Origin of the sequence: Luteolibacter arcticus, from assembly GCF_025950235.1 — a bacterium.
Taxonomy (GTDB): domain Bacteria; phylum Verrucomicrobiota; class Verrucomicrobiia; order Verrucomicrobiales; family Akkermansiaceae; genus Haloferula; species Haloferula arctica.
This window is the reverse complement of sequence record NZ_JAPDDT010000014.1, coordinates 11,457-37,412: the sequence shown is the minus strand read 5'-3', so window position 1 is coordinate 37,412 and position 25,956 is coordinate 11,457. Positions and strand designations below refer to the sequence as shown.

General features: G+C 63.6%; 10 protein-coding genes. 6 read left to right on the top strand and 4 right to left on the bottom strand.

Annotated features, from left to right (window positions below; genetic code table 11):
* The first annotated feature begins 8 nt into the window (after positions 1-8).
* The gene (locus tag OKA05_RS22655; RefSeq protein ID WP_264489484.1) at positions 9-812 is read left to right on the top strand and encodes a PIG-L deacetylase family protein; all 804 of its coding nucleotides are present in this window, start codon (positions 9-11) and stop codon (positions 810-812) included.
* Here the strand turns inward: OKA05_RS22655 and OKA05_RS22650 are convergent.
* Together OKA05_RS22650 and OKA05_RS22645 are read right to left on the bottom strand one after the other, a co-directional pair.
* Positions 779-4,675 (bottom strand): hypothetical protein, encoded by a 3,897-nt coding sequence (locus tag OKA05_RS22650; RefSeq protein WP_264489483.1) that lies wholly within the window; start codon positions 4,673-4,675, stop codon positions 779-781. The genes OKA05_RS22655 and OKA05_RS22650 overlap by 34 nt on opposite strands.
* 5 nt (positions 4,676-4,680) lie before the next feature.
* Positions 4,681-12,963, bottom strand: coding sequence for an alpha-amylase family glycosyl hydrolase (locus tag OKA05_RS22645; protein ID WP_264489482.1), 8,283 nt, complete (start codon positions 12,961-12,963; stop codon positions 4,681-4,683).
* 404 nt (positions 12,964-13,367) lie between these two features.
* On the opposite strand from OKA05_RS22645, the gene OKA05_RS22640 reads away from it, so the two are divergent.
* Together OKA05_RS22640 and OKA05_RS22635 are read left to right on the top strand one after the other, a co-directional pair.
* Positions 13,368-14,423 carry a hypothetical protein gene (locus tag OKA05_RS22640; protein ID WP_264489481.1) on the top strand — a complete coding sequence of 352 codons (1,056 nt, stop codon included), beginning with the start codon at positions 13,368-13,370 and terminating at the stop codon, positions 14,421-14,423.
* A complete protein-coding gene (locus tag OKA05_RS22635; RefSeq protein ID WP_264489480.1) occupies positions 14,411-17,890 on the top strand; it encodes a 3-keto-alpha-glucoside-1,2-lyase-like domain-containing protein in 3,480 nt (1,159 codons plus the stop codon). The genes OKA05_RS22640 and OKA05_RS22635 overlap by 13 nt, the downstream gene beginning before the upstream one ends.
* 49 nt (positions 17,891-17,939) lie before the next feature.
* Here OKA05_RS22635 and OKA05_RS22630 read toward each other — a convergent pair whose 3' ends face one another.
* Positions 17,940-18,245 (bottom strand): type II toxin-antitoxin system PemK/MazF family toxin, encoded by a 306-nt coding sequence (locus tag OKA05_RS22630; protein WP_264489479.1) that lies wholly within the window; start codon positions 18,243-18,245, stop codon positions 17,940-17,942.
* Positions 18,242-18,409: a hypothetical protein gene (locus OKA05_RS22625; RefSeq protein ID WP_264489478.1), complete on the bottom strand. Its 168-nt coding sequence runs from the start codon at positions 18,407-18,409 to the stop codon at positions 18,242-18,244. The genes OKA05_RS22630 and OKA05_RS22625 overlap by 4 nt, the downstream gene beginning before the upstream one ends.
* Positions 18,410-18,545: 136 nt before the next feature.
* On the opposite strand from OKA05_RS22625, the gene OKA05_RS22620 reads away from it, so the two are divergent.
* From OKA05_RS22620 to OKA05_RS22610, 3 genes are all read left to right on the top strand, one after another.
* Positions 18,546-19,079 carry an ECF-type sigma factor gene (locus OKA05_RS22620; protein ID WP_264489477.1) on the top strand — a complete coding sequence of 178 codons (534 nt, stop codon included), beginning with the start codon at positions 18,546-18,548 and terminating at the stop codon, positions 19,077-19,079.
* A 115-nt stretch (positions 19,080-19,194) separates the two neighbouring features.
* Positions 19,195-21,399, top strand: a complete 2,205-nt coding sequence (locus tag OKA05_RS22615; protein ID WP_264489476.1) for a serine/threonine protein kinase — start codon at positions 19,195-19,197, stop codon at positions 21,397-21,399.
* A 155-nt stretch (positions 21,400-21,554) separates the two neighbouring features.
* The gene (locus tag OKA05_RS22610; protein ID WP_264489475.1) at positions 21,555-25,715 is read left to right on the top strand and encodes a beta strand repeat-containing protein; all 4,161 of its coding nucleotides are present in this window, start codon (positions 21,555-21,557) and stop codon (positions 25,713-25,715) included.
* Positions 25,716-25,956 lie beyond the last annotated feature (241 nt).

Below are 25,956 nucleotides of genomic sequence, written 5' to 3'. Positions count from 1 at the left end.
GTCACGTCATGTGGAGCAAGCTTTCCCAGCGCCTCACCGACCCGCTCTTCTACCGCAAGCGCTGGCTCCAGCTCCTGCGCCCCTTGCGGCCACCACGGGCACCGCGGCCGGTGACGCTCGACCATCTGCTGGAAGCCGGGGGACCGGTCATCGCCGTCTTCGCTCATCCGGATGACGAGCTCTTCGCCTCCTGCCTGCTGTGCGAACTCGCTGCACGGGGAGTCCCCTTCCACCTCATCTGCCTGACCCGCGGTGAAGGCGGCATCACCGGCGGGATGAGCCGCGAGGAACTGGGACGGATTCGCGAGGCGGAGTTGCGAGCGTCAGCGGCCGCGCTCGGCGCGACATCCGTCGAGTTTCTCGACCATGTGGATCCGCTCGGCCTGGAGCATCGCACTTTTGCGCCGGACGTTTCGCCACTCGACTTGGCGGCAAAGCTGCGGGGTTTGTTAGAGAAACACCGTCCCACGCTGCTCATCACCCACGGCAGTGGTGGCGAATACTGGCACCCGGCGCACCTGCTCGTCCGGAGCGCGGTCTTGCTCGCATCGGAGGGGAAGCACGACATCCTCACGATCCACGCCTGGCAGGATGGCCATCCCTTGCCCGGCATGTTAAACCGCGACGATCCCGCCGATCTAACTATCGATGGCAGCCCTCACCGCTCGCAACGCCTTGACGCCTTTCGCGCCCATGCCTCGCAGCACGACTATTTCGCCGGCCATGGCGGATCGCTGGAAGGCTACGTTGATCTCAGTGCAAAGGAGGCGTTCCAGCACTACGGACCTACCTCCTCGACCCGCACGCGATAGAACCGCCGCCCGCCGCTGACAGGGACAGAGATCGTGGAACTCGCACCCGTGGCTTCAAGTGGATCACCCGTGTCCGACCACGAACCGGCCTCTAACAAGGTGCTCGTTTCGACCTGATAGGTCAGGCCCGCCACGCTGGAGAAAGTCACCCCCACGTTCCCGCCGTTCCGCGAAACGCTGGTCACCCGGAACACCGACAACGGACTGAGCGGATTCGTGCCTGCGGCCTGCTCGTCGGCATTACTTTCACCGTCGCCGTCCTGATCACCCGCGGCGGAGAGGAGCTGGATGGCCGAGGTCGTCGAACCGGGATTCGGCGCTCCGCCATCGCTTTGGCCGGGAGAGGTGGAGGAAATGGTGGCCGCGCTGATCGCGGTGATCCGGGCGCGGTAGATCTCTCCCGGTGTGCCACTGAAAGTGTATTGAGCGGCGGTGACGGTGGCCGAGGAGACCGAGTCGCCATCGCCGTCGGACACTTCCACCAGCCATGAGGTGACGTTGTCGTCCGGCCCCGCATTGGAAACCCACGTGAAGGTGCCCGAACTACCAATATCATAGTAGTTCGCAAGCGGCGCGGGAGATGGCGGCGGGGTGACGTCGTAGAGCTTCAGGTACTGCGCCTCGAAGGGGCGTTGGTTCCACGCCGCATCGTTCGCATTGGCGGACGTGTCCATCGTTGGCACCTTGTTGAGCGCGACGAAGAAACCGTTGTTCTTCAACTGCGCGCCAGTGTAGCCCGCGCCCCACTGCCAGGTATCGCGGCGGCCGCTCATGCCGATGCCGGCGTTGAGATAGGCCGCCTTGTTCTTCACGTTGTAAGTGCGGCCATCCTTGATGCCGAGCAGTGGCGCGAGTCCCGATGGCACCTTGAAGTTGTCCTGCTGGTTATTGCCGCGGTCGAGACTGGCAAAGGCCACCACCACATCGCTGAAGGCCGGTGAAGCATTGGCGGCCTCGTACTTCGCGATCGCGTGGATCTTCGCGTTGTTGCCGTCGCCATCGAGGAACCAGCGGTTCGACGCACGGAGTGCCGGGCTCGCGGCGCGCGCGGCACCCATGCCGGCATAGACCGGGTAAAGCTGGTCGTTGCCGAAATTCGCATCGTTCCAGATCGGCTGCATCGAGTTGAACCGCTTGAAGTGCGGGATCTGCTTCCCGAAGTTCAGCTCGTAGTGGTTGTAGCCATACGTCGCGGAAATCCCGAGCTCTTGGCCGGGGAAGATCATCGGCACGCCATCCATCGAACCCGCCACGCTGAAGCGGATCAGCGCTTCCCACGGGTCGCTGTAGTTCGCCTCGTCGTGCGAGACGTTGTTGATCAGTACCAGCCCCTGGCCATAGGCGTTGCGACGGCCTTCGAAGATGTTGCGGTAGTCGCTCTTGGTGGAGGCGCTCGCCAGCGGGAAGACGATGTTCTCGTTGAGGATGTCGAAGTGGCGGTTCGAGCGATACGTGACCGCTCCGCCGTCGAGCGATTCGCTCATCATCACGAAGTTCCACTTCTTCGAGCGCGCGACGTTGATGATATATTCCCAGCACTGCGGTGGCAGGCCTTGGCCGAAGTCGCAGCGCAGGCCATCGATCCCGCGCGCGTCCCACGCGTAACGCTGCGCTGTTGTTAGACCGGGCTCGGTCGAGCTGTTGCGGTTCTGTCCGGCAGGCCGGGTTTTTTCCAGCCAATGAGTGCCGTAGCGGGCAAAGTACTGCCACACACGGTGCGTCACGTTCCTTTGCTCGCCGCCCTGCACGAAGTCGTTCGCCGTCCAGTCAGCATCGGCAGCGTCTAGCCAGTCACCCTCGCTGGTGTGGCTCGATCGCTCGGGATCGTTGTCCGTTTCCACCAACGCATCGTAGCGGCCGAAGAAGACGTCCTTCACATCATTCCACTTGCCGAAGTCGAAGCGGTCCGGTCCCGCCGCGATGGTCGCCGCGCTGGAGGCCCGGTTGCCGTAGTTCCCCGCGGCGGAAAAGAAACGTGCCTCGCGATTGCGGATCTCGTTGGTCTCGCTCCATGTCTGGCCGTCGGGCTGGAACAACTCCACACCGGCGTCGGCGAGTTCGATGTCGTAGGCGGTGTGATTAAAAGGCGCATCCAGCATGATGCCGACCGCCTTGCCATCGGCCGCCGAGACGAAATTCTGCCACGCCGTCATCGCGGCATCGCGGTTGGTCTGATTGAGTAGATCAGTATTGCTGAAAGGGCTGCCGCTGAAGTTCTTCGTGAAGATCGGGCTGACCTCGAAGAAGTTCTTCACCGCATAAGGGCTGCCGGGTTCGTAGGGCGGATTGCCGCTGCCCCAGCCGCCGAAGGGCTCTCGACCATCGCGCGCCGGGGGATGAATCGGCTGGAACCACAGCCAGTTCGCGCCGAGTCCCTTGAGGTAGTCGAGATCCCAGCGGTTGCTTCCGTTGTGCGGCGCGCCGGCGGCGTTGTGCATATCCTCGATCGTCGAGCGCGTTTCGAAGGTGTCGCCCGTGGCCTCGATGTTCAGCACGTTGATCTCATAAAGGGAGATGTCCCGGGCATCCTTCGGCGATACCGTGATCGCATGATCACGGCGGTTCGCGCCGCCATTCGTGTACCAGCGCCAGTTCGGATCGCCGGAAACCTTCCACCGCGCGGTGAGCCGGTAGGCACCCGTCCTTTCCGCCGGCAAGCTCACCGTGTAGGTGCCCGCACCCGCGGACGTCATCGTGTAGGCCTTGAAGTAATGCGCATCGTCCCCCGCAACGAGCGTCGACCCATCCGGCACGCTGACACCATCGGGATAGCCGTCACCATTCGCGTCGAGGTCCGCGCGGTCTCTTCGGTTGAGGTTCGTATAGATTTCCGCGGCAGTGACATCTTCGCCGGGCTGGAAGGAAATGCTCAGCGGGATCGAGTCACTGGCGATCTCATCGACGAACAGTTTGGTCGTCGTGTAGTTCCCATTGAGCCCGTTGATCGTGAGTGTCGGCTGCCCGACCACGCCGTTTTGATAGACAAAGATCGCGTTGCCGGTGCCGGCAAGGTGGTCGGCGAACTTCTCGTCATTCGTCGCCGGGTTCCACAGGCCCATCTTGTACTTCACCTGCGCGCCGAGCGGCAGGCCATTGATTACGTTCGGCAAGGTGCCCCGCCACAATGCCGCGTTGCCATTGCCGCTGGGATCGCCATCGGTGCCATCGAAGATCATCGCCACCGCACTGCTGGTGCCGCTGGCCACGCCGAGCGCGCCACCGGGTGTGGTGCCATCGGTTGTGTAATACACCGCACCCGCCGTCGCCCATCGCGAGGCAGGCGAATTGTCAGGTCCGATGTAGCCGGTCTTCGTGCGGACCTGGATGTCGTTGCCGGCGATGGTCCGGTTATTCGCGTGGAAGATCCAGCCCGGACGGTTGCGGATCGAGAAGGGTGAGGCCTGCGCGACTGACTCGGTGGTCGTTACTTCCGAATCGTCATCGAGTCCATAGACGTAGGTGGTCTCCGGTGCCCCGCCGGCGAAAGTCGCACGGATGTAGTACTCGATCACATCGGTAGCCGCGATGCCGGTGGTGGGAATGACCGCCTTCCAGTATTGGTTCACATCATCTCCACCGCCCGGAAAATTCGAGTGGAATCCAAGCATCACCGGCTGCCACGCGCCCGCCGACCCACCGCGCGGCACAGTGCGATAGAAGAGCGTGCCACCGTTCTGGTCACCTCCCGCGCCATTGTTCTTGAAGAAGCCCTGATAGATTGTGGCATCGGTCGCCTTGATCTCATAGACTGGGTCACGCATCGTCTTGGCGATCTGCGATTCGTTCTTCGACGGCAGGTGCCACACGTTTGCCGGCGCGGCCCGGAGCACCGATCCCATCAGTAAGAAGAGCAAGACTTTCATGCGGATCAAGGAGCGGGAACGGGGGAAATCACCATGCGGTAGAAGCGCTTGGGCAAAGCGGTGGAGTCGTCGATTTCCAGCGTGCCGGGGCCCACCGCTCCGGCGGTGCTGACGGGCGCGCCCGAATTCGACCAGCCGGCGAGCGTCTCGGAAACCTGGAGCTGATAGCGCCGGTCCGGTAGCGTCGGAAAGCTCAGGCGATAGCCGCCGGCGATCTTACCGATGCCGAGCTTCGGGAAGGCCGAAAGATCGGCTAGCTGCGGATTGAGTCCCACCAGCCACTCGTCCAAATTCGGGACACCATCGTTATCCGGATCCCCCGCCGCGCCATTGTCGCCGGTCGCGTCGGTGTCGTTGAGGCCGTTCGCCGCCTCCCACGAGGTCGGCAAGCCGTCGAGATCTCCGTCCACGGTGATGGTCGACAGGGCCAGACCTACGGTGAATGTCGTACTTTGGCTCTCGACCTCCACCTGATGCACGTGCGCCTGATTGCGCATGGGGATCGCATCCTGGTTTCCGAAGTCGTCATCGGTCGCCGTGGGCTGGCATGTGACGTCCGAAGTGAGCTTCATCGTGGCAAGCGAAAGGGCACCTGACATGCCGGTCGCAACCATCACCTCGGGCAGACTGATCTCCGTTGCAAGGCCCTCCTGCCCGCCGGTGATCAGGCTGTCCAGATCGGGCGAGAGGCCGGAGCGAACGAACAGCTTGGTATAGCCACCGCCGAGCACGTAGTCGGCGACGAGCGTGTCGCTGGCACTTCCGAGCGTGATCGTCTTCGTGATCGCGCCGGCAGGCGAAATGAAGGTCCAGCCGGTGCCGGAAGCTGCCGGGGCCACGGTGTAGAGCGCGTTGACGAACTGGTTCGTGCCACCACTTCCGACCGCCCACCAATCCTTGAAAGCCGAGGTGCGCCGGGCGAGCACGCTGCCGTCCGGGTTCTGGTTCGCGGCACCTTCGAACTCCGTTTCGGTGCCGGAGAACGAAAGAGGATTGCCGACCATCTGCCGGACTGCACCCGTGCCCACATCGCGTGCCCACGCGGCCGTGCAACGACCACCAATGGCTTCAAAGAGCGCGAACACGCGGTTATTTCGCAGCAGGTATTCGGCCTCTCCATCCAGATCGACATCCAGCATCACCGCCTCGGCATTCACCGGCGGCGCGGCAGCCCAAGCTGCGACTGCCTGATAGACGGCGGCGAAGCGGGCCTGTGACTGGGCCTGCTTCGCGAAGCCGGCGAGATTGTCGAAACTCGCGTCGGGATAGATGAAGGCACCCGTCGAGTAAGTCCTTAGGTCGCCGTTGTCCTCATTGTGCCAGCCGGCGAGGTAGCTCGATGCGTGATAGGTGCCGCGCGCCAGACGACCGAGAGGCGTGTCGGGCTGCGAGGCCACGGCGTCCCATGCATTCTTCGCGACGCCGGTGCCGGTGCCATTGAAATGCTGCACGCCGAAGATCGACGGCACCGGCACGCCGGGACGGATCTCAAAGACCTTGTCGCGCAGGCTTTCCTCCTGGCCGCTGCCGAACCACCAGAAGTCGTAGTTGCCCTCGGCGCTGTGATCGATCCACAGCGGACCCTTTTTCGCCGGGAAGGAAACGGTGCCGCGTTCCAGCGAGGCAAAGGTGTCGCCGCTGCCATCCGGAGGCAGCGAGAGATCGACATCACCCTGCGCCACTTGGTCAGGGCCCACGAGTTCGATCCACGGCCGGCTGGCGAGCCACGCGACGTTCGCATCGTAGGCATCGGCATTCGCCTTGTTAGAAAAATCCGCCCAGCCACTGAGGAGGACGAGAAGCTGGTGCTGCTCGCCGTTGCGCGCCTTGCGGGAGACAAGCTGGCGAAGGCTGCCATCGAGCCCGCCGTCGGTGTTGCGGAAGCGGAACTCCGACGCTTGGTCGTTGATGACGATGGTGTTCAGCCCGTTGATCCGGTTGATGCGATAGCCATCATCGAGCAAGGCGCTCTGGCGGCCGAAGCGGTCGAGGATGTGGCGGAACTGGTCGGCGAAGACGTGGGTGAATCCGGCACCTGCAGCTTTCGACAAGACGCTCTCGTCGATCACGCGCTCCGGAATCCAGAACGCCTTGTCCGACGGCGCGGTGCCGTAGATCGCGGTCAGCGTGCGCTTTGAGAGCGCGACATTGTCATTCACCCACGACTGGCTGAAGTACGGCAGCGGAGCATCGGCGAAGGTGGTGCCAAGCATTTCCACCGTGCCGTCCGCGGCGAGTTCAGCGAGGCGGTTGTTGAAGGCCGGTCCATCGCGCCATGGCTTGTTCGCCGCGGGATCGACGGAGGCCCATTCAATCGCCGAGGCGAGCGTCGGCGTGATGTGCAGGCCTAGCTTCGCGCCATAGGCCTCATGGACGTCGAGCGGCCGGTAGTAACCTGCGCCAGCACCATTGTTGAGCTTCGCCTGGATTTCAGAGGCGGTGAGGATCGCGTCGTTTCCATGAAGGAGCATCATCACCTTCGAGCGCTTGCCGCGGTCGGGACCGTGGTAGTTGAACCATGTGCGCAGCTCGCTGTTCTGGCCGATGTAGCCTTGCTCGCGCCAGTAGTCCTCGGCGAGCCAGTCGTCGTTGATCGTGTCGCGTATATCGGTGCGACCGCCGATGTCGCCTGCCCCGGCAGGTGAATTCTGCGTGCCATCCCGAACGGTGATGACTTGGAAATTCAAGCTGCCCGGGTCGCCGAGCCAACCCGCATCAAGCAAAGCCTGGCGACTGATGGAAAACTCCACCGCATCGAACTTGCTATCGAAATACGCCTTCTTGAATCCGCCGGGGGTAGTCTGATCGCGACGCACGACACCTCTCGGCGTGAGGTTCTCGTTGGTGGACGTCGAGTTGCTCGCGGGATTCGTGTCCACATACACCGCGCCGTTGTTAGATCCGTAAACGGCGACGACCGCTTCCCAGCGCATCAGCGTGCCGGTGTCTACCTGATCCGGCAGCGAGTACTCGCCAACCGCCTGGTTGCCAGTGTCGATGACGACGTAGAGATCGAGGTTTCCTTCCTCTGCGTATGGCTTGAGATCCTGCAAGTCGGCGCGGAAATAGAGGTCACCGGTGCCACCGACCGAGGTATCTCCGCCGTCGCGGGCATAGAAGGCGACCAAGTCGCGCGAGCTATCGAAGCCATCGTAGCCGAGGTAGGTGTCGCCGCCTTGATTGCCGGATCCATCCCCTTCGAACTCATCCAGCACCACGAGGTCTTCCTTCTTCCAATCCGTGAACTCCTGGCGGTTCGTCACGCTGCCGTGAACGATGGCGTCGTCCTCACCGACGGGGCCGATCAGGATCTCCTCGCCGGGCTCAAGGATCACCGAGTTATCCACCCGCGGATCCGTGCCGGCGAGAAGCTCCTGGGTGTTGGAAAGTCCATCGCCATCGGGATCGCCCGAGCCGCCATTTACGACGTTTGCCGTAGATCCGTCGAAGGTCGCGCTGCCGCTGTCGAGCGGGTTCAGGCCGAAGCGCACTTCCCAACCATCCGGCAAGCCATCGCCATCGGTATCACCCTTCAGCGGATTCGTTTCCAGCCAGATTTCCCCGGCCTGCCATGTGCGGTCGTGATTGGTGTCACCGGTGATGAAGCCATCGGCGTCCTTGTCCTCGCCGGAGCCATCGGAAAGCCCGTCGTCGTCGGTGTCGGCATCAGTGGGGGCGGTTTCGAGCCACGTCTCGCCGCTGTCGATCTTGCCGTTCGGCCAGTTGCGGTCGGTGACCGGAGCAGCGTTCGTAGCGAGCGATGCGCCGTCGCCATCGACCCAGCCGTTCGCGTTCGCATCCTCGACGCCGTCCGGCAAGCCGTCGCCATCGCTGTCCGGATTGCCCGGATCGGTGGTCGAGCCGAAGAGCCGCTTCGCGCGATCACCGCCTTCGCTGGCGCTGTTCACGCCGGGCACCGAGCCGAGATTGTCGAGCGTATTGAAAAACGGCGGGTCGAGGTCGCCGATGAAGTTCGGCTTCCCATCGGCATTCGTGTCGGTGGCGATGTTCGTTGCCACGGCGGCGGTGCGCCAACCGGCCTCCAGGCCATCCGGCAGACCATCGCCATCGCTATCAGGCATCAGCGGATGGGATTTCCCGTAGGCATGGTGGATGTGGATATCGCCGTTCGTCCACTGCTCGGGATTCGGCTTGTAGCGTGGGTCGTCGGTCGGGAAACCATTCGGCAAGGGGGTGATGGTTCCCTCGTCGAAGTCGGAAAGCCCGTCGTCATCGTCGTCCGCATCATTCGGATTCTCCGCGACGAGCTGCCGATAGATCACCATCGCATTGCGGCTGTCCGTATTCACGCCACCGGGCGAGGTGGCCGTCGCGATGAGGCGGAACGATCCCGGCGCGGTGATATGCCAGGTGAAATCCCAGAATGCGCTGGAACCTTGGATCACCGGCTGGATGCCCGCCGTGCCCGGATCGGCATCGATGGCTGTTAGAGCGCCGCTTCCGATGGCGAACGCGAGATCCACCTGCGTGGTGAGGACGTCCGTCTCGACCCGCACGGTGGAATCCAGCGAGTCGGCTCCCGGACCATCGGGCAGCACGATTTCCACCAGCTTGCCATTGCTGTCGAATTCCTGCGGCTGGAGGATCGTCACCCGTGGCTTGGTGCTCGGCAACGAAGTCACACGGCGGGTCGCGATGAGATCGGCGGAGGGATCGGGGCGATCATGCGTGACCTCAACCCGATGGAGGAATTCCGGCCGTCCATCGTAGAGATTCGGCAACGCGAAGGCCAGCGCGTGGTAGTCCGCGGTTTCGTTATAAGCGATCGAGATCGCCGTGGAGTCGAGGATCTGAGCGCTGGTCGGCCAAGCATCGTCGGCACCGAAGCGAACGAGGAAGCGCGACTTGAGCTGTGCCTCGCTCAGTCCATTGGCGAGAGCTTTCGAGAAGTAGGCCTTCAGCACATAGCTGTCATCGATGCCGGTGCCATCCGCGGGAGGAAACGCGATGAACATCCGCAAGTCCGGCCCGGCGGCATTGACGGTACGGGTCAGCGTGGTGAAATGACCGGCACCGTCGGCGAGGTTGTTGTCGGCCGAGGAACTCAGCTCCTTCAAGCGCACCTGGATCGTCGCGCTGCCGGTGGCGGGGATGTTGACGTAGTTGAAGCGGAATTCGCGACCGTGATCGGGATCGGCGGGGACCACGGCGGCATTCGGGGTGACCTCCGAGGCGCGCACCCAGGCACCGTTGCCATTCGACGCCCCGGTGGTGGCGTCGTTGTTCGAGGCATCGGCGTCGTCGATCTTGTACCAGACCTCGGTCGTCGAGTTGTCAGCACGAACGACCATGCCGTATTCGCTTCCTCCGACCGTGCTGCCGTTGGAAGCTGGAAATACGACCTGACCTTCCGGGCTACTAGCATCGTAGTAGAACGTCTGGACGAAGGTATTGTAGAGCGAGGCCTTGCCGCTGCGCTTCAGGAAGGGCCGCGCCCGCAGGACGTGGAAGCCTTCGGCCAGACCGGTTTCGGTGGCACCGTAGTCATTGTGCGGCGCGTGGACGATCGTGCCGGCATTGAAGCCATCGATCTTGAAGACCGACATCATCCGCTTCTTGCGATCCACCGTGAGCGGGCCGGACGGGTAGACGCTCGAGGCGCCCTCCTTGTAGATGCCGACCTTGTACTTGAGCGTCGCTCCCGCGGCGGGCTTCGGGATGTCGACGCTCATCCACCAGTTGTCGCCGCCCTCGTTGTGAGAGAAGTTCATTTCCACCACCCGCGTGCTGCCGGCACCGCCACCACCCGCGCCCTCGGGATTCGTGCCATCGGTGGTGTAGTAGAAGAACATCTTGAAGCCACCACCGACGCCATTGGGCTTCGCCCACAGTGAGAGGGTGGACGCCTTCTCCACATACTGCTTTGGCGCCACGCCGCCGGGCCAACCACCACCGGGCGTACCGCCCACGTCCGCTTCGGGGTCGTGATAAAGGAAGGATGCCTGGTTACCGCCATCGGTGCCGAAGTCATTCGCACCCGTGGGTCCATTCGCGATCGTGAAGCCTGGAGTGCCGACGACTTTCGCGTAGGTCTCAGCCCCCGCGGAGCCGATCTGATTGCGGCTCGAATCCTTGGCCGCAAACTTCTCCGCGAACTGACGATGGGCAAATACCGGCTGCTCGTAGCCGAGAAACGTATCCGTCGATGAACCCGGGCGGCGGTCGCGGTAGAATGGATCGTCGTCAGTAGCTCCTGGCGCACCTTCGTCGGGGCGCGTGCCATTGAGGTCGATGCCTCCATCAAGCCGCAGCAGGATGTTTTCAGCCGAGCCATCGGCGCGGACCACGAAGCGCAGGTTGCTCGCACTCGTCACCCGCGGGACGGAAATACGATAGGCATAGTCGTCGGTATCCGCATCGGGCAGTCCGTTCGGATTGAAGGCGGCATCGCCATCCGAGCCATCGCGGCGGATGACTTCCACCGTGCCGGCCTTGTCCGCGCCTTGATAGATGGTGATCGGCGAACCACCGGCGTTTTTCCATAGGTCCGACTCCTCCGGCGTGCGCGGGGCGAAGGCGAAGTAGCTGCCCGCCGGCACCAGCGTGGTATGCAGGTCCGAGGCATACTTGTAGAAGCCAACCTGACTGCCGTAGCCGCGGGCGTACTGGAAAAGATACTCGTCGCCGGTGTCGGGACTGTCCTCGGCACCGGTGCCCGCAGTGGTGGGAAACGATGTGCCACCGGTGAGGCCGACGCCATTGGCGTAATTGTCGTTGATCGCCATCAGCATTGTCACGCCCCTGCGCTCCTTTAGCGCCTGGTTGCCCTCGGAGAATTCGCGGTCGTCGATGCGCTCGTAGGTGATCAGATCGCCCGTGCCCTCGCGGCCCTTTTGCCAGCCGCGGGCGAAGTCACGGTGAATCTTCAGCAGGTTCGGAATGCGCGCATCGCCCCACTGCCCGAGGAAGGCGGTGTTGGCATGGCGTGGAAAGGCACCGCCGCTCTCCCCAAGAGTCTCCGCATGATAATTCCCGTCGGTATAGACGAGGCCCATGCCGGAGCGGGTGAAGTAGATCGCATGCTGGAGCTCGCGGCGCGCGGCGTAGTCATTGTCGTGGCTCTGCGCGTGCATCACCGTGACGCTGTCGGTAAAGCCGCCGGCACCTGCATTCTGGTAGCCGTTGATGCCGGACGAGGGGTTTCCTAACAGGTTGTTCAGATTCGAGCGCAGGTCGTTGTCGACGAGCCGCATGCCGGAGTCGATGTACGAGCTGTAGGCCGGTGGCTGGCCGAGGTGCTCGCCGAAGAGCATCGCATCGTCGCGCGGGATCTCGGTGCTGAAGACGCTATTGCGGTGGTTGTTCCAGTCGCCGAAGCCGCGGGTCAGATTGAACTGCTGCTGGATCTGGCCCGAGTAGCCATAGTTCGACGAATCCTTGTCGCCGCCGTAGGTCGCGCCGAAAAAGTCCGCCGGCGTGTGCTTCACCGCATCCAGCCGGAAGCCGTCCGCCTTCGTCCGGTCGATCTGCCAGCGCGCCGCGCGGTGGAGGAAATCTTCCACCCGCTCCGAGTAGAAGGACGCGTTCGCCGCGATCGACGCCGGCGTGATGCCATTGCCCGCGCCAAAGCCGACGTAGTTCCCCTGCCCGGCCGCGTGCTTCTGGCCCGGCCCGGAAGGGGCGTAGCAGTAGTATTCCGGATTGCCCGGCTGGCGGACGAACTCGATCTTCGGGATCGTGTCGCCCTCGTAGGAGCCGTGGTTGAAATTGGTCGTGCCGGGCTCGGTCGCAATGTCGATCAGATCGGCCAGCCCGAGGTTCTGGACCTGCCACGCGTCATTCCAATCGCGGGTGTTGTCCCACTTCCGGTAAAAGCCGTCCTCGGTCCGGCGCAGGTGGAAGTCCTCCGGCACGAAGCCAGGATACACGTCGATCGGCGTGAAGGCATTGTAGCCAGGCACGTCGAACGCGTTGTGATTCATCACGTTGTCAAAGTAGATCCGGATCCCGAAGCGGTGCGCCACGCGGACCATCTCGACCAGCTCCGCCTCCGTCCCATAGCGAGTGCGGACGCTGCCGCGCTGGTCCTTCGACCCGAGATCGAAGCGGTCCCAGCAGTCGTAGCCGACCGAGAGCCCGCCCGAACCCTTGGTCGGCGGCGGCAGCCACAGCGAATCGTAGCCCGCCTCCGCCAGTTCCGGCATCTTCCGGGTGACCTCCGCCCAGCCCGTGTTGAAATACTGGAGCATCGCCTCGGAGCGAAGCTCAGGCGTGCAAAGAAGGGTGAGCAGTCCGGCCAGGCCGGCGACTCGGGACAGAGGATTCATCTTGGGTTTGGGGAAAATGCCGCCGAAAGCCGGGGTCGGGCGATCCGGGCATCGAAAGGTCAAGAAGGGAATGTCGCTTGGCTACCATAGGTTTATCTTGGCCGGTAAACAACCGGCAGACGTCCCCTCGCCGCGGAAAAAGCCGGTCTGCGAAAATAACTGTCGGCTTGGTCACCGGAAACTCGCTTCCCGGTTCAGAACCCAAACCCATCAACCCTCGCACGCTTTCTTTCCTTTCCACGGCACTTGTCGGCTTCGCCACCCATCGCCGGATCGCCTGAAACCAGTTCGGGGAAATAGGGCGGGAATGTTTGGGTTCGTTCCCGTCCTTTGGGTCCCAGAGAGAGGCCGGGGGGCTCCGCACCGCGACGCGGAACCCTCCGGCCGAATTTTCCCACCATCCCATGATTGCCCGGTCCAGATCCCCGTTTTCCTTGTTTTGGGCGGGGCTGTTGCTCCTTCCGCTGCTGGCGGCGAATTGCCTCGCGGAGGAAAGTCCGGATCGCGGCCGCGATCCGTGGGCCTTCCGGCTGACCTTGGAGAACAAGACCCGGATGCTGGTGGCCGCGCTCCGCCCGGACCTGTGGGTGGCCTACAATCCTGCCAACGGCACCCTGCACAAGGTCTGGAGCGGCGGAATCCACTTCCGCGGCAAGGTCTACGATTTCGGTCAGCAGAATTCGGCCACCACGGGGACGACCTACCATTTGCAGAACAAGGCCTTGCTGCTTTCCGCGACCAGTGAAGCAAGCATTCCCGCGGGCTGGACGGCCTCCGGAATCTCCACCGGCACCTCGTCATGGAGTCTCTCCACGGCCGCCGGGACGATGCTCGCTTCCCCCGCAGTCGATTTGCGCCAGCACGACCACGTGGTCCTCGCCTACCAGACACCGGGCGCGAACAACCGGCTGCTGGTAGATGTGTCCGCGGACAATGGCGCCACGTGGACCGCGCAGCAGTGGATGTCGGTAGACGCCCCGGCGGCGGACGGGCACCAAAAATTGATCGAGGTGAGCGGACCCGCGGTGAAGGTCCGCTTCCGCCGGAATACCACGGGCAGCACCGCCACGCTCGCGGACGTGACCCTATTCGGTGACTACCGGGCGTGGAGCGCCCAAACCGGCGGCAATCCGGTGGCCGCGAAAGTCGACTGGCGCGGCTACCGGCTGATCGGCCGCACCACTGGCATCGTGATCCGCTATGACGTGGTGCTGCCGGGCGGCGAGCGCATCGGCGTGGAAGAACGCCCCGAGGCCATGCCCGGCGTGAAGCTGCAGCGGCAATTCACCATCACCAGCCTGCCCGCAGGCACCCGGCTCTCGCTGGAACTCGATGGCACCGGCTACCAAGCCCAGCACGCCTCGAGTGGCGCAGCAGCATTGCGGGCGGAGGGCGGCGCGACCTTCCTGGATTTCACCGCGAGCGGCGAGGCAACCCTTAAGACCACATGGACTCCTTGATTCGATTTGGAGCGGTCCTCGCCTTCTGCTTCGCCGGTGCGATGGCGCAGACACCGGCCATGAAGCCGGGAGTGACCGTGTGGCTTTACGAAACCGGCGAGGAGATGCGCGAGCTGCCGGTGCTGGTGGACGGGCAGACGCCGACTGTCTCGGCGGATTTCGACACCATCGATTTCACCGGCCCGTGGGCGAGCACCTATGGCACCCCGCTGGCCGAGCACTACACCGGCCATGCTTGGGGCCGCATGACGATTGCCACCGGCGGCACGTATGAATTCCGCCTCACCAGCGACGATGGCGCGAAGTGGTTCCTCGGCGACGACGCGGCGCTGGTCATCGACAACGACCGGCCCGGCTCGAACAGCGCGACCGCGACGCTGAACCTGCTGCCGGGAAGCTTCCGCTACTACGTCGATTTCTATCAGAACACGGGTTCGTCGCGCCTCTTGTTCGAATGGAAGCCGCCGGGTGCCGCGTCATTCGAAACCGTGCCGGTTGGCGCGCTGCAGACCGAGGACGGGCAGACGCATGTCACCTCGCCGGGGCTGAAAAACTACTACTATCAGGACGGCGAAGGCGGCACCGCCGGTGGCCCGGGCGATGGCCGTCCTCTGGTCGGCGTCCATCCGAGCTTCGACTTGGTGAACTTCCGGCCCGCGGGTTTCAGGCCCGCGGTGGGCGGCCTCGATTTCCTGCCGGATGGACGGCTGGCGGTTTCCACGTGGGACTCCGTGGGCGCGGTCTATCTGCTCGACCACCTCGACAATCCGGCTGCGGTGACAGTGCACCGTTTCGCGGAAGGACTCGGCGAGCCGCTCGGACTCAGGGTCATCGATGGCGTCATCCACGTGACGCAGAAGCAGGAAGTCACCAAGCTGATCGACCTCGATGGCGATGACGTGGCGGACGAATACCAGGCGGTCGCCCACGGCTGGCCGGCGTCCTTCAACTACCACGAGTTCACCTTCAATCTCGTCCGCAAGGACGGCTTCCTGTGGGTGACCACGTCGGTGCCGTTGCGCAATGGCAGCACGGCGTATCTGCCGGGATCGCAGCCCGCGTTTCCGGTGCCGGATGGGCCGGGATCGCTGTTGAAAATCGATCCGGTAGCGCGGACCTGGCAAGCGGTGGCGAGCGCCTTGCGGACGCCGAATGGCATGGGCCTTGGCTTGGACGGCGAGCTTTTCGCAGGCGACAACCAAGGTGACTGGCTCCCGTCGTCGCGGATCAATCACTTGAAGCCCGGGAACTACTATGGACATCGTGAAAGCCCCGACGATACCCGGCCCTACACGCGTCCGGCACTGTGGTTGCCACACGGTGAAATCTCGAATTCACCGGCCGAGCCGACCTTGATCCCGACGGGTACCTTCGCCGGGCAGATGCTTTTCGCCGAGCTCACCCACGGTGGCGTAAACCGGGTCTTCATGGAAAAGGTCCGCGGCGAGTATCAGGGCGCGGTCTTCCAATTCACCCAAGGGCTTGAATCCGGCATGAACCGTCTCGTCTGGGGTCCGGATGGCTCGCTCTACATCGGCGGCCTTGGTGCCGGCGGAAACGGGAACTGGAAGAGCACGACCTCCGGCTTGCAGCGCCTGCGGCCGAATGGAAAGCAGACCTTCGAGATGAAAAGCGTCCGCGCGAGGGCCGATGGGTTCCTCGTCGAGTTCACGCAGCCGGTGCCGTACTCGGTCGCCGCGAAACCCTCGAACTACGTCCTGCAGCAGTATCGCTACGTCCCCGAGTCCACCTATGGCGGACCGAAGCGCGATGTGGAAACTCTAACAGCGACCCGCGTCGATGTTTCGCAAGACCGGCGGAAGGTCTTCGTAAAGATCCCCGGGCTGAAGGAAGACCGGGTGCTCGCGCTGCGGCTGAAGGACTTCATGAATGATGCGCACGTCGCGCCGTGGGCGACGGAGGCGTGGTACACGCTGAATCTTTTGCCGGTGGCGGTAGGACCGGATTTCGTGCCGATGGTGGCCCCGGAGGAACCGGACTCGCCGGTGCCTCCGGCGGATGCCGCGATCTACGAGGCGGAGACTGCCGTGCGCGTCGGGCCCATTTCTAACACCGAGCACGCGGGCTACACCGGCACCGGCTTCGCCGACTACGGCTCGACGATTGGCGAGACGGTCACGTGGACCATTCCGGCCGAGCAAGCGGGCCCGCATTGGATCTCCTTCCGCTACGCGAACGGCACCACCACCAACCGGCCGCTTTCTCTAACAGTGAACGGGGAGCTGGTTCATGCTGGCATTCCTTTTGGAGGATCGGGCGGATGGCCGACGTGGATCTACACCGACGGACTCAGCGTCAATCTGGTGGAGGGCATGAACACCATCCGCCTGACCACCACGCTCGCGACCGGCCCGAACGTGGACCACCTGTATGTCTGCGGACCACCCGTCACGCCGCCGCCCGGAGCGACGGTGCTTTTCGATGGCACCGCGGCTTCGCTCGCGAATCACTGGAAACGCGACGCGAATGGAGGTGCCCCTTCGTGGATGGTCTCGGCCGGTGCCATGGCAGTGGCGCTCAATCCCTCGCCCAACGACATCTCGACGATCACCGGCTTCCGGGATTTCCAGCTCCACCTTGAATGGCTCTCGCCGCCGGGCGGTGCGGGTCAGGAAGCAGGGAACTCGGGCGTGAAGCTTCAGCGCAGCTATGAACTCCAAGTCCTCAACACGCCCATCACCCAAGCGCCGCAGACGGACTCGGCAGGCGCGATCTACCTGCAAAAGCCGGTCGATGTGAATGCCAGCCTCGGAGCCGGGAGGTGGCAAAGCTATGACATCGATTTCACCGCGGCGCGCTGGGACGGCGTCGTGAAGACCGCCCATGCCCGCGTCACCGTCCGCTGGAACGGGATGCTGGTGCATGACAACGTAGCGATCACGGGCCCCACCGGCGCGTCCTTGGCGGAGAGCCCGGGACTGCATCCGATCTTGCTCCAGGCGCACACCAGCGGGGCGTCGGGCCCAGTGCGCTTCCGCAATGTCTGGGTGGTGCCAAAGGTCAGCCCGCAGGAACAATGGGAGTCGTGGATCGATGAAAACGGACTCGAAGGAGCCGACCGGGATCCCGACCGGGATCCCGACCATGACGGGATGAAGAACCTGTGGGAATACGCCACCGGCGGCCATCCGAACTCGTCGGATCTTTTTACAGTCTCCGGCGAACCGCGCACGCCGCAGATGGCCGTGAAGGATGAAGCCGACGACCGCTACCTGGAGTTTTCCTTCGTGCGGCGGGCCGATTCCATCGAACGCGGCGTGGATTTCCTGATCGAAATCTCATCGACGCTCGCCGCGAACTCGTGGGCCTCGCGGGCATGGAGTCTCGCCGGGCCGCCGGAGGCGATCGGCGATGGCAGCTTGGAAAAGATCACGCTGCGAGTGGACGAATCCGTCGCGGGTAGCACGCAGATGTTTGCGCGCTTGCGGGCGGTGCTGCGGGATTGATTCGATACAGCGGCCCCCCAAGCCGCGGCTTGGAAGCCTCGCCAAATGATCAAAGGCAGAGCCACGCCCTGACACGCTCCTCAATGCGCTTCATCGTTTCCGCGTCGACGCTTCCCAGCGGCCGCATGAAGCGCCTGAAGTCGGTCGTTCCCAATCCTTGGACATCGAAAGCTCCCGGCTTCATTCCCCGCGCCGTATGCGGCACTTCATACGCGGTGCCGCGGACGCTCGTTGTGCGGATCACGTAGGTCACCAACGCGCGATCTTCATCGCCCGGCGCCACACTGAGGATCGGCACCGGTCGAACTTTCCCTGCATAGCCAAGGTCGGCGAGCCACACTTCACCCCGGTTCATTCGCCGACAAGTTGACTCTCCCCGCCATCTTCCTCGTCATAGATCGACCCTAGTAAAGCCGAGCCCGCAACAATGAGACGGTGATCCTCGAACCATTCGGCAATTTTCCGCTGCTCCGGTTCGGGCAAGCGCTCGATGGCTTTCTCGATTTCGAGGGCGGTCATGGGAGGACGTTAAAGGAATTCAACCGGTTTGTCCTGCCCGTTCTTCGAATCCGGGGTGATGGGGTTTTCAGCCACCCAGCCCGACGCCCCCGTAGGTAGGGCTTGAAGCCGGAAGTTGTATGACTACTTTTCATCCATGGACGGGGACGCGGAATTCTCGCACTACTCGGAGGACGACGTCCGTCGCCTCTACCCGATCCTGCGTGCCATGGCGGGGGAGCGGATGGCCTTCGAGCGTCCGGGCAATACCCTGCAGCCGACCGCACTCGCGCACGAGGCGTGGCTGCGGATGCGGTCCAGCGGGGATCAGAGCTGGAAAAACACCGCCCACTTCTTCACCGCCGCCGCCGAGACCATGCGGCGGATCCTCATCGACCGGGCCCGACGCCGGAAGCGCCCGAAGCACGCCGGCGATCTCGAGCGCGTCCCGATGACCGACGCCGAGAACGAGGCCGAAGGCGAGGACGAGCCCACCCTCCAAGTCAACGCCGCCTTGGAGAAGCTGAAGAAGGTGAATCCTCCCCGGGCTCAGGTAGTGCTGCTGAAGTTCTTCGGCGGCCTTACCAATCAGGAAGTCGCTGAGGAAATGGGCGTCACCGAGCGGACGGTGGAGCGCTACTGGGCGTACTCGAAAACCTGGCTCTACCGCGAGATCCGCGGCCAGCGCTGATTACCGGATGCGAAACTCCCGGCAAACTTTTTGTCGGTTATTGGACGTGATTATCGCAAGAATAAGAAACGCTTGAAGTCACCGACGACTTCCCGGCGTCGGGTTTCCCGCCATCATGAAAGACATCATCGATCCAGCCGAAGAAGCGACCGACTCGCTGGCGATCGAGAACGCGATCTTCGAAACGGCCCTGCAGATCCCCGATCCGACACAGCGCCGTGAGTTCCTGGAGCGTACCTTCCAAGGCGACCCCGGGGGACGGGAAGGCATGGAGGATCTCCTCAAGCTGGCCGGCACCTCATCCGCGTTCTTTCTCGAAGGACGGATGAGAACCGCGGAGCTCGCGCAGGAAGTCATCGATGAGTTCCCGGACGTGGGGTTTCCGCTCGGGGAAGAAGCTGTCAGCAGCGGCGAAAAGGAAGGGGCCACGATCGGCCGCTACACGCTGCTCCGGAAGATCGGCGAAGGCGGCGGCGGCGAAATCTTTGAAGCGGCGCAGGACGGAATGGTGCGCACGGTCGCGCTGAAGATCATCCGCAGCGGCATGGACACGGAGTCAGTCGTGTCCCGCTTCGAGATCGAGCGCCAGACCTTGGAGATCATGGAGCACCCGAACATCGCGCGGGTGCTGGATGCAGGGAAGACGACCAGCGGCCGGCCCTACTTCGTGATGGAACTCGTCCGCGGGGCCCGGATCACCACCTTCTGCGAGGCCGAGCAGCTCGACATCCCCGCCCGGCTGGAACTCTTCCTGAAAGTCTGCCAGGCGATCCAACACGCCCACCAGAAAGGCATCGTCCATCGCGACATCAAGCCGTCCAACATCCTCGTCGAGAACTTGGACGGGACCTACGTGCCGAAGGTCATCGACTTCGGCATCGCGAAGGCGATGCAGGGCCAGCTCCACGGCCGCGCCGGGATGACCCAGCTCGGCCAGTTCATCGGCACGCCGGCCTACATGAGCCCGGAGCAGATCGACATGGGCGGCATGGACATCGACACCCGCGCGGACATCTACAGCCTGGGTGCCTTGCTTTACGAGCTGCTCGCTGGCAGGCCGCCCTTCGACACGGAGAAGCTGTTGGAAAGCGGACTCACGGAAATGCGCCGCGCGCTGATCGAGGACAATCCCCCGCTGCCTTCCGAGACATCCCGGCTCGCTGCGGAAGAAGGCAAGGGAAACACCTTGCCCGGGACGCGCGAGAAGTGGGCGAACACCCTGCGAGGCGATCCCGATTGGATCGTTTTCAAGGCCATGGAGAAGGAGCGGAATCGCCGCTACCAGACCGCAAACAGCCTCGCCATGGACATCCGGCGCTACCTGCAGAACGAGCCGGTAATCGCACGGAAGCCGAGCCGCGGGTACTTCATGCTGAAGTTCTTCCAGCGGAACCGCGCGGCCTGCGTGCTCGGCGTGGCCATGCTGCTGTCGCTGGTGGCCGGCCTTGGCACCACCACTGCCCTTTATTTCCGAGAGAAGGACGCGCTTGCCGAACAAGCCCGCCTCAAGCGTCAGGCCCAGGCCCGGGCGAATGTCTCGCGGGCGGTGTTCCTGGTGAGCGAGGGCAAAACCGCCGAAGCCGACCGTCTGTTGCGGGCAAATCCTGTGGAGTCGATCGACGTTTCACCCGAAGCGGCGGAAGTGTTCCGGTCGCTGGGAAGCTGGAATGCGACCTTTGGCCGTTGGCGGCAGGCGGCAGATTGTTTCCGCCTGATGAATGAGGCCACCCGCTTGGGCAACCGCGCCAAGATGCTGGAGACCGTCGACCTGCTGATGACGGGGCCGACCTACTTGGAAGCCGGAGATCAAAAGGCCTACGAGAACCTCCGCGCCGAGATGCTCGACCGCTATGTGCCGGCCCAGAACGGCCTCCAAGGAGAGCGTCTCTTGAAAGCCTGCCTGTTGTTGCCGGTGGACGCCCGCACCATTGAGCTGCTCGAGAGCTCCGCGGAAGTCTGCCGGCATAGCCCATCCGGCGCCGGCAGTGTCGGCATGACTGAGTGGAAGGCGCTTTCGCTGGCGCTATTCCACTACCGGAAGGGTGAGTTTCAGGAAGCGATCCGGCAGGCTGACAAATGCATCGCCATCAGGGACAAGGCGGGTAGCCGGGAATCCGCCGCCCGCTGTGTGCTGGCCATGGCCCGCTTCAAGCGGGGGGAGACCAAGGAAGCCCGCGGCGAGCTGGAGAAAGCCAAGGCCGAGATGCAGCGGGTGGAAGCGCAAATCGACGAGGCTGGATTTCCTCCGATCGGCACGTGGTTCGCGTGGGCGGTGGTGCGGATCCTGGCACGCGAAGCTGAGGCCATGATTGGGCCGTAGGCGAAGTCGTATGACAGATTTTTGACGCCCGCCGAAAAGTTTCTGTCGGGTTGGGAGCGGCGGAATCGCCTCTTGGACGGTGGGGGGCTTCTTCCCGGAGAGATCTGATGATTTCCGGGCTCCTCTCCCCACTGAAATCCAACCCATTGAAACCTGTGACCCATCCGATCTCTCCCAAACTGGGACTCATCCATTGCCTCGGCCTCGTGAGCTTGGTCGTGCCCATGACCCTGCCGCTCGCCGCTCAGTCCACTTGGACCGGAGCATCGGGTCCTTCATGGACAAACACCGGAAACTGGAATCCCGCCAGCGTCCCCGCCAGCGGTGTCAACATCACCATCTCCGACCCCCCTACGAACAACGGCGTCGGCAGCCTCAACGGCACGGACCGCACCATCGGCTCGCTCACCTTCGGCACCACCGGGACCCGCACCAGCGCGTTCACCCTTAATACCACCACGAGCACGCTGATCATCGGTGGCGGCGTCGTTGCGAACGGGGCTCTGACGGGAAGCACGAACGTCCTGACCCTGCGCGGCAACTACAACGTATCCGCGAACCAGAACTGGTCGGTAGGAGGCACCGCCAACACGGACAACGGCGTCTTTATCCGCGGCACCAGTGACAGCGCGGGTGCCGCTCCCAGCGGATCGCTCCTGCTCAATGCCAACCTCGTCAAGAAAGGAACCGGCCAACTGAATTTCGCCGCCGTCACGGTGTCCGGTGCCGGAAACCTGGTCATCGACGAAGGGAATCTCAAATTCAACGCCGGCTCCAGCCAGCCATTGATCGTGGGGGGACCCGGCAACATCACAATGAACGGCTCGACGGTCCTGGGGATCTTCAAGAATTCCGGCACGATGAACATCACCCGTGCCATCGTGATGAACGGGACCTCGAAGCTGTCGCCTCGCAGCGGCATCGTCGATGTCGCTTCCTCCATCGCGTTCAACGGCACCCACTCCCTTGACCCGAACGTCACCACCAACCTCTCCGGCGCATGGACGGGAAGCGGCACGGTCAACCGCAGCGAGGCGGGCACGCTCAATCTCACCGGTAGTCTTTCCGGCTTCACCGGTGCCCTCAATCTCACCGGCGGCATCACCAACATTTCTTCCGGTCCCATCGGCGGGAGCCTCTCGCTCGATGTCGGCACCAGGCTGGGCGGGGAAGTCGCTGCCACCGGAGCATTGAGCATTCAGGACGCGACTTTTTCGGCGGATCCCACCACTCCCGGCAGCCTGGGCACTGGAGCGAATCTCACCCTGGGCGGTATCAATACCGTGACCCTCTCCAAGTCGCCCACCTCCACGGCTCCCTTCACCGTCCTCTCCTACTCCGGGACGCTCACGGGTGGTATAGCGAATCTGACCCTGGAGGGCGGCGCCACCAACTATCGCAGCGTCACTTTTAGCGACAGCACTCCCGGCATCATCACCCTGGCGGTTGGCTCCTCGTCCCGCACTTGGACCGGGGCGTCAGGGACCGCCTGGGACGTGGATATCACGCCCAACTGGCTGGAGGGCGACCAGAGGTTCTTCCAGTTGGATGCCGTTACCTTCGGTGACACGGGAGCCGGCACCGTCGCGCTGACCGGCGCGCTCAGTCCCGGCTCGATCGCCGTGAACAGCGCCAGCAACTATGAATTCACCGGCGACGCCGCGAACCATATCACCGGCTCGACCGGATTGACCAAGGGCGGCAGCGGCACGCTCACCCTGGGCGGCGTGAACACCTTCACCGGTGCCATCGCCGTGAACGGAGGCGTCTTGAAAGCCGCCGGCAACCAAGCGCTCGGCGCCAATGGCAACACCATCACCATCGCGGCAGGCGCCACGCTCGACACCAACGGAGCGTTGAATGCCAGCCGCAACTATCACGCCGTGATTTCCGGGACGGGGACCGACGGGTTCGGAGTCATCGTCAACAACAGCGGAACGGACCATCTGACCGGCTTCGGCTCGCTCACGCTCGCCGCCGACGCCACCATCGGCGGCTCCAACCGCTGGGACGTACGGCCGATCGTCGCGGGAGACGGCCTGCTCGATTTGGCCGGCCACACGCTCACGAAGCTGGGCAACAACAGAATCGGCATCATCGATTCGATGGCCACCGCGGCGGGCCCGATCAATGTCGAACAAGGCTCGCTGTCCATCACCCGCAGCACCGTCACCGGCAGCGGCACGGTAACGGTCGGTTCCGCTGGCACGCTACAGTTCGAAAACAACACCGCCGGCTCCTTCACCAAGAACATCACGCTGGATAACGGGGCCCTTCTCTCCATCGGCACCGGCACCTTTGTTCCGGTAGATTCCCCGCAGATCGCGCTTATCGGGCTCCCGGTCATCCAGACCGATGTCAATCTGACTCTCACCGGGCAGATCACGGGAGCAGGCAAGCTTACCAAGGCGGGGAGTGCCACGCTCGTCCTCGCCGACAGCGCCACCCATACCGGAGGAACCCTGGTGAACGCCGGAACCCTCCAGATTGGAGTGGGCGGCACCACCGGCTCCATCGTCGGAGACATCGAGAACTATGGAACCGTCGCGTTCAACCGCTCGGACGCCTATGCATTCGGGAATGCAATTCTTGGCACCGGCTCGTTGCTCAAACAAGGCACCGGCACCCTGACTCTCACCGGAACCAGCAATTTCACCGGCGAGAAGGTCATCAACGACGGCACCTTGGTCGTGAAGTCCTCCGCCGCGCTCGGCGACATCACAGGATTGGTGAGATTCACCGGCGCCAATGGGAAGCTCGATCTGGCGACGAACTCCGGCATTCCCGCCTACCCGTTCACCATCGGTGCCGGGAATACCGGCACCATCCTGTCCGGCGTCGGCACGCCTGGCAGCCCCGGCGTCAACCACACGCTCGGGGACTTCGCGATCTCTGCCGTGACGCTGAACGTCGCCGCCAGTGCGGACGTCAGCGGGGGCGATCCCCGGATCACCATCCCCAGCATGAACCTGGCCGCCGGGGCCGGGGGTAACACCACCCTCAGTCCCACGACCGCTGGCATCACCCTCGGCTCGGCAACCATCGGCAGCGGCAACGCCGCGAAAACGCTGGTTCTCACAGGCACCCACCAGAACAACCTTCTGACCGGTGTCGTCTCCGACGGCCTTAATGTGCTCAGCCTGACCAAGACCAACGACAGCCTCTGGACGGTCTCGGGGGATAGCACCTTCACCGGCACGGCGACCATTTCTGACGGAATCCTCGTCATGACCCACAGCAATGCGCTGGGAGCCGCGTCGAAAACCGTCTTCGCATTCGGAAACGCGGGAAACAACCAGTTCCCCGAACTTCGGTTCAGCGGCGGCATTTCGCCCACGTTCGCCGAGATCCAGACTTCCGGTGCGGGTACTGACAGTGCCTCCGGCGTGTTGCGCAACTTCTCGGGAGACAACACGCTGACGGTGACCAACCAGATCACGATGAGAAGCGGTGTCGGTGCCACCACGCTCTACTCGGACGCCGGAACCTTCACCATCAACACCCCGCTTGTGACTGCCAATGTCACCAACCGCGCGCTGATCCTCGCCGGCCCCGGCAACGGCGTGATCAACGGCGTGGTCGCCAACGGCACCACCGTCAACCTGCCGGTCACCAAGAACGGCACCGGCACATGGACGATCAATGGTGCCCAAACCTACACCGGCACCACCACCGTCACCGAGGGCGTGCTGTCCCTCGGCCAAGCGGCCCTGAGCGACACCGCGGCCGTCGTCATCGGAACGAACGGCAAGCTCAACCTGAACTTCGGCGGCACCGACCGCGTGGGAGCCCTTGAGATCAACGGTCTGCCCAAGGGCGACGGTCTCTACAGCGCCGCCACCGACTCCGGCTTCATCACCGGCAGCGGTAGCATCCGCGTGGGTCCGGAGCCAGCCGGCTATGCCACCTGGGCCTCGGGTCATCCCTTCAACCCGGGTGTGAACGACGGCATCAATGACGACCCGGATGCCGACGGCGTCAGCAACCTCCTCGAATACGTTCTGGGCGGTGTCCCGGTCGGAGCGGGAGCCAGCAACACCTCCATCCTGCCGACCCAAACTCTTACTACCGACAACCTGGTCCTAACGTTCAAGCGCAGCGATGTGTCGGAGAGCGATACCACCCTGAAGGTCCAGTGGTCCGACAACCTGAGTAGCTGGAATGACTTCGCCACCATCGGTGGGGGAGATGCCCTGCCCAAGGTGGACGTGACGGAGGATTCCCCGACAGCGGCGCTCGACACCGTGGTGGTCACCGTCCCGCGCAATACCACACCGGGCGGCAAGCTCTTCGTCCGGCTGCAGGCGGTCAAATAAGCCCGTTTCCCAACGGTTCCAGAGCTGCCGGGGCTTCGTGCTCCGGCAGCTTTTTTTAAGCCGTGGTCCGGCTCCACCACCGGCGTGCAGGACGCACAGCCTGCCAGGGATGAGGGCAAATTTTCGAATCACGAGAAGTTTTCTGTCGGGTTTGGCGTCGCGGACTCGCCTCCCGAACTGAGGGAGTTTTTCCGGCGGCATCGGTTCATCTCCGGCCACCGGGCCCTCATCGAAAACCCAA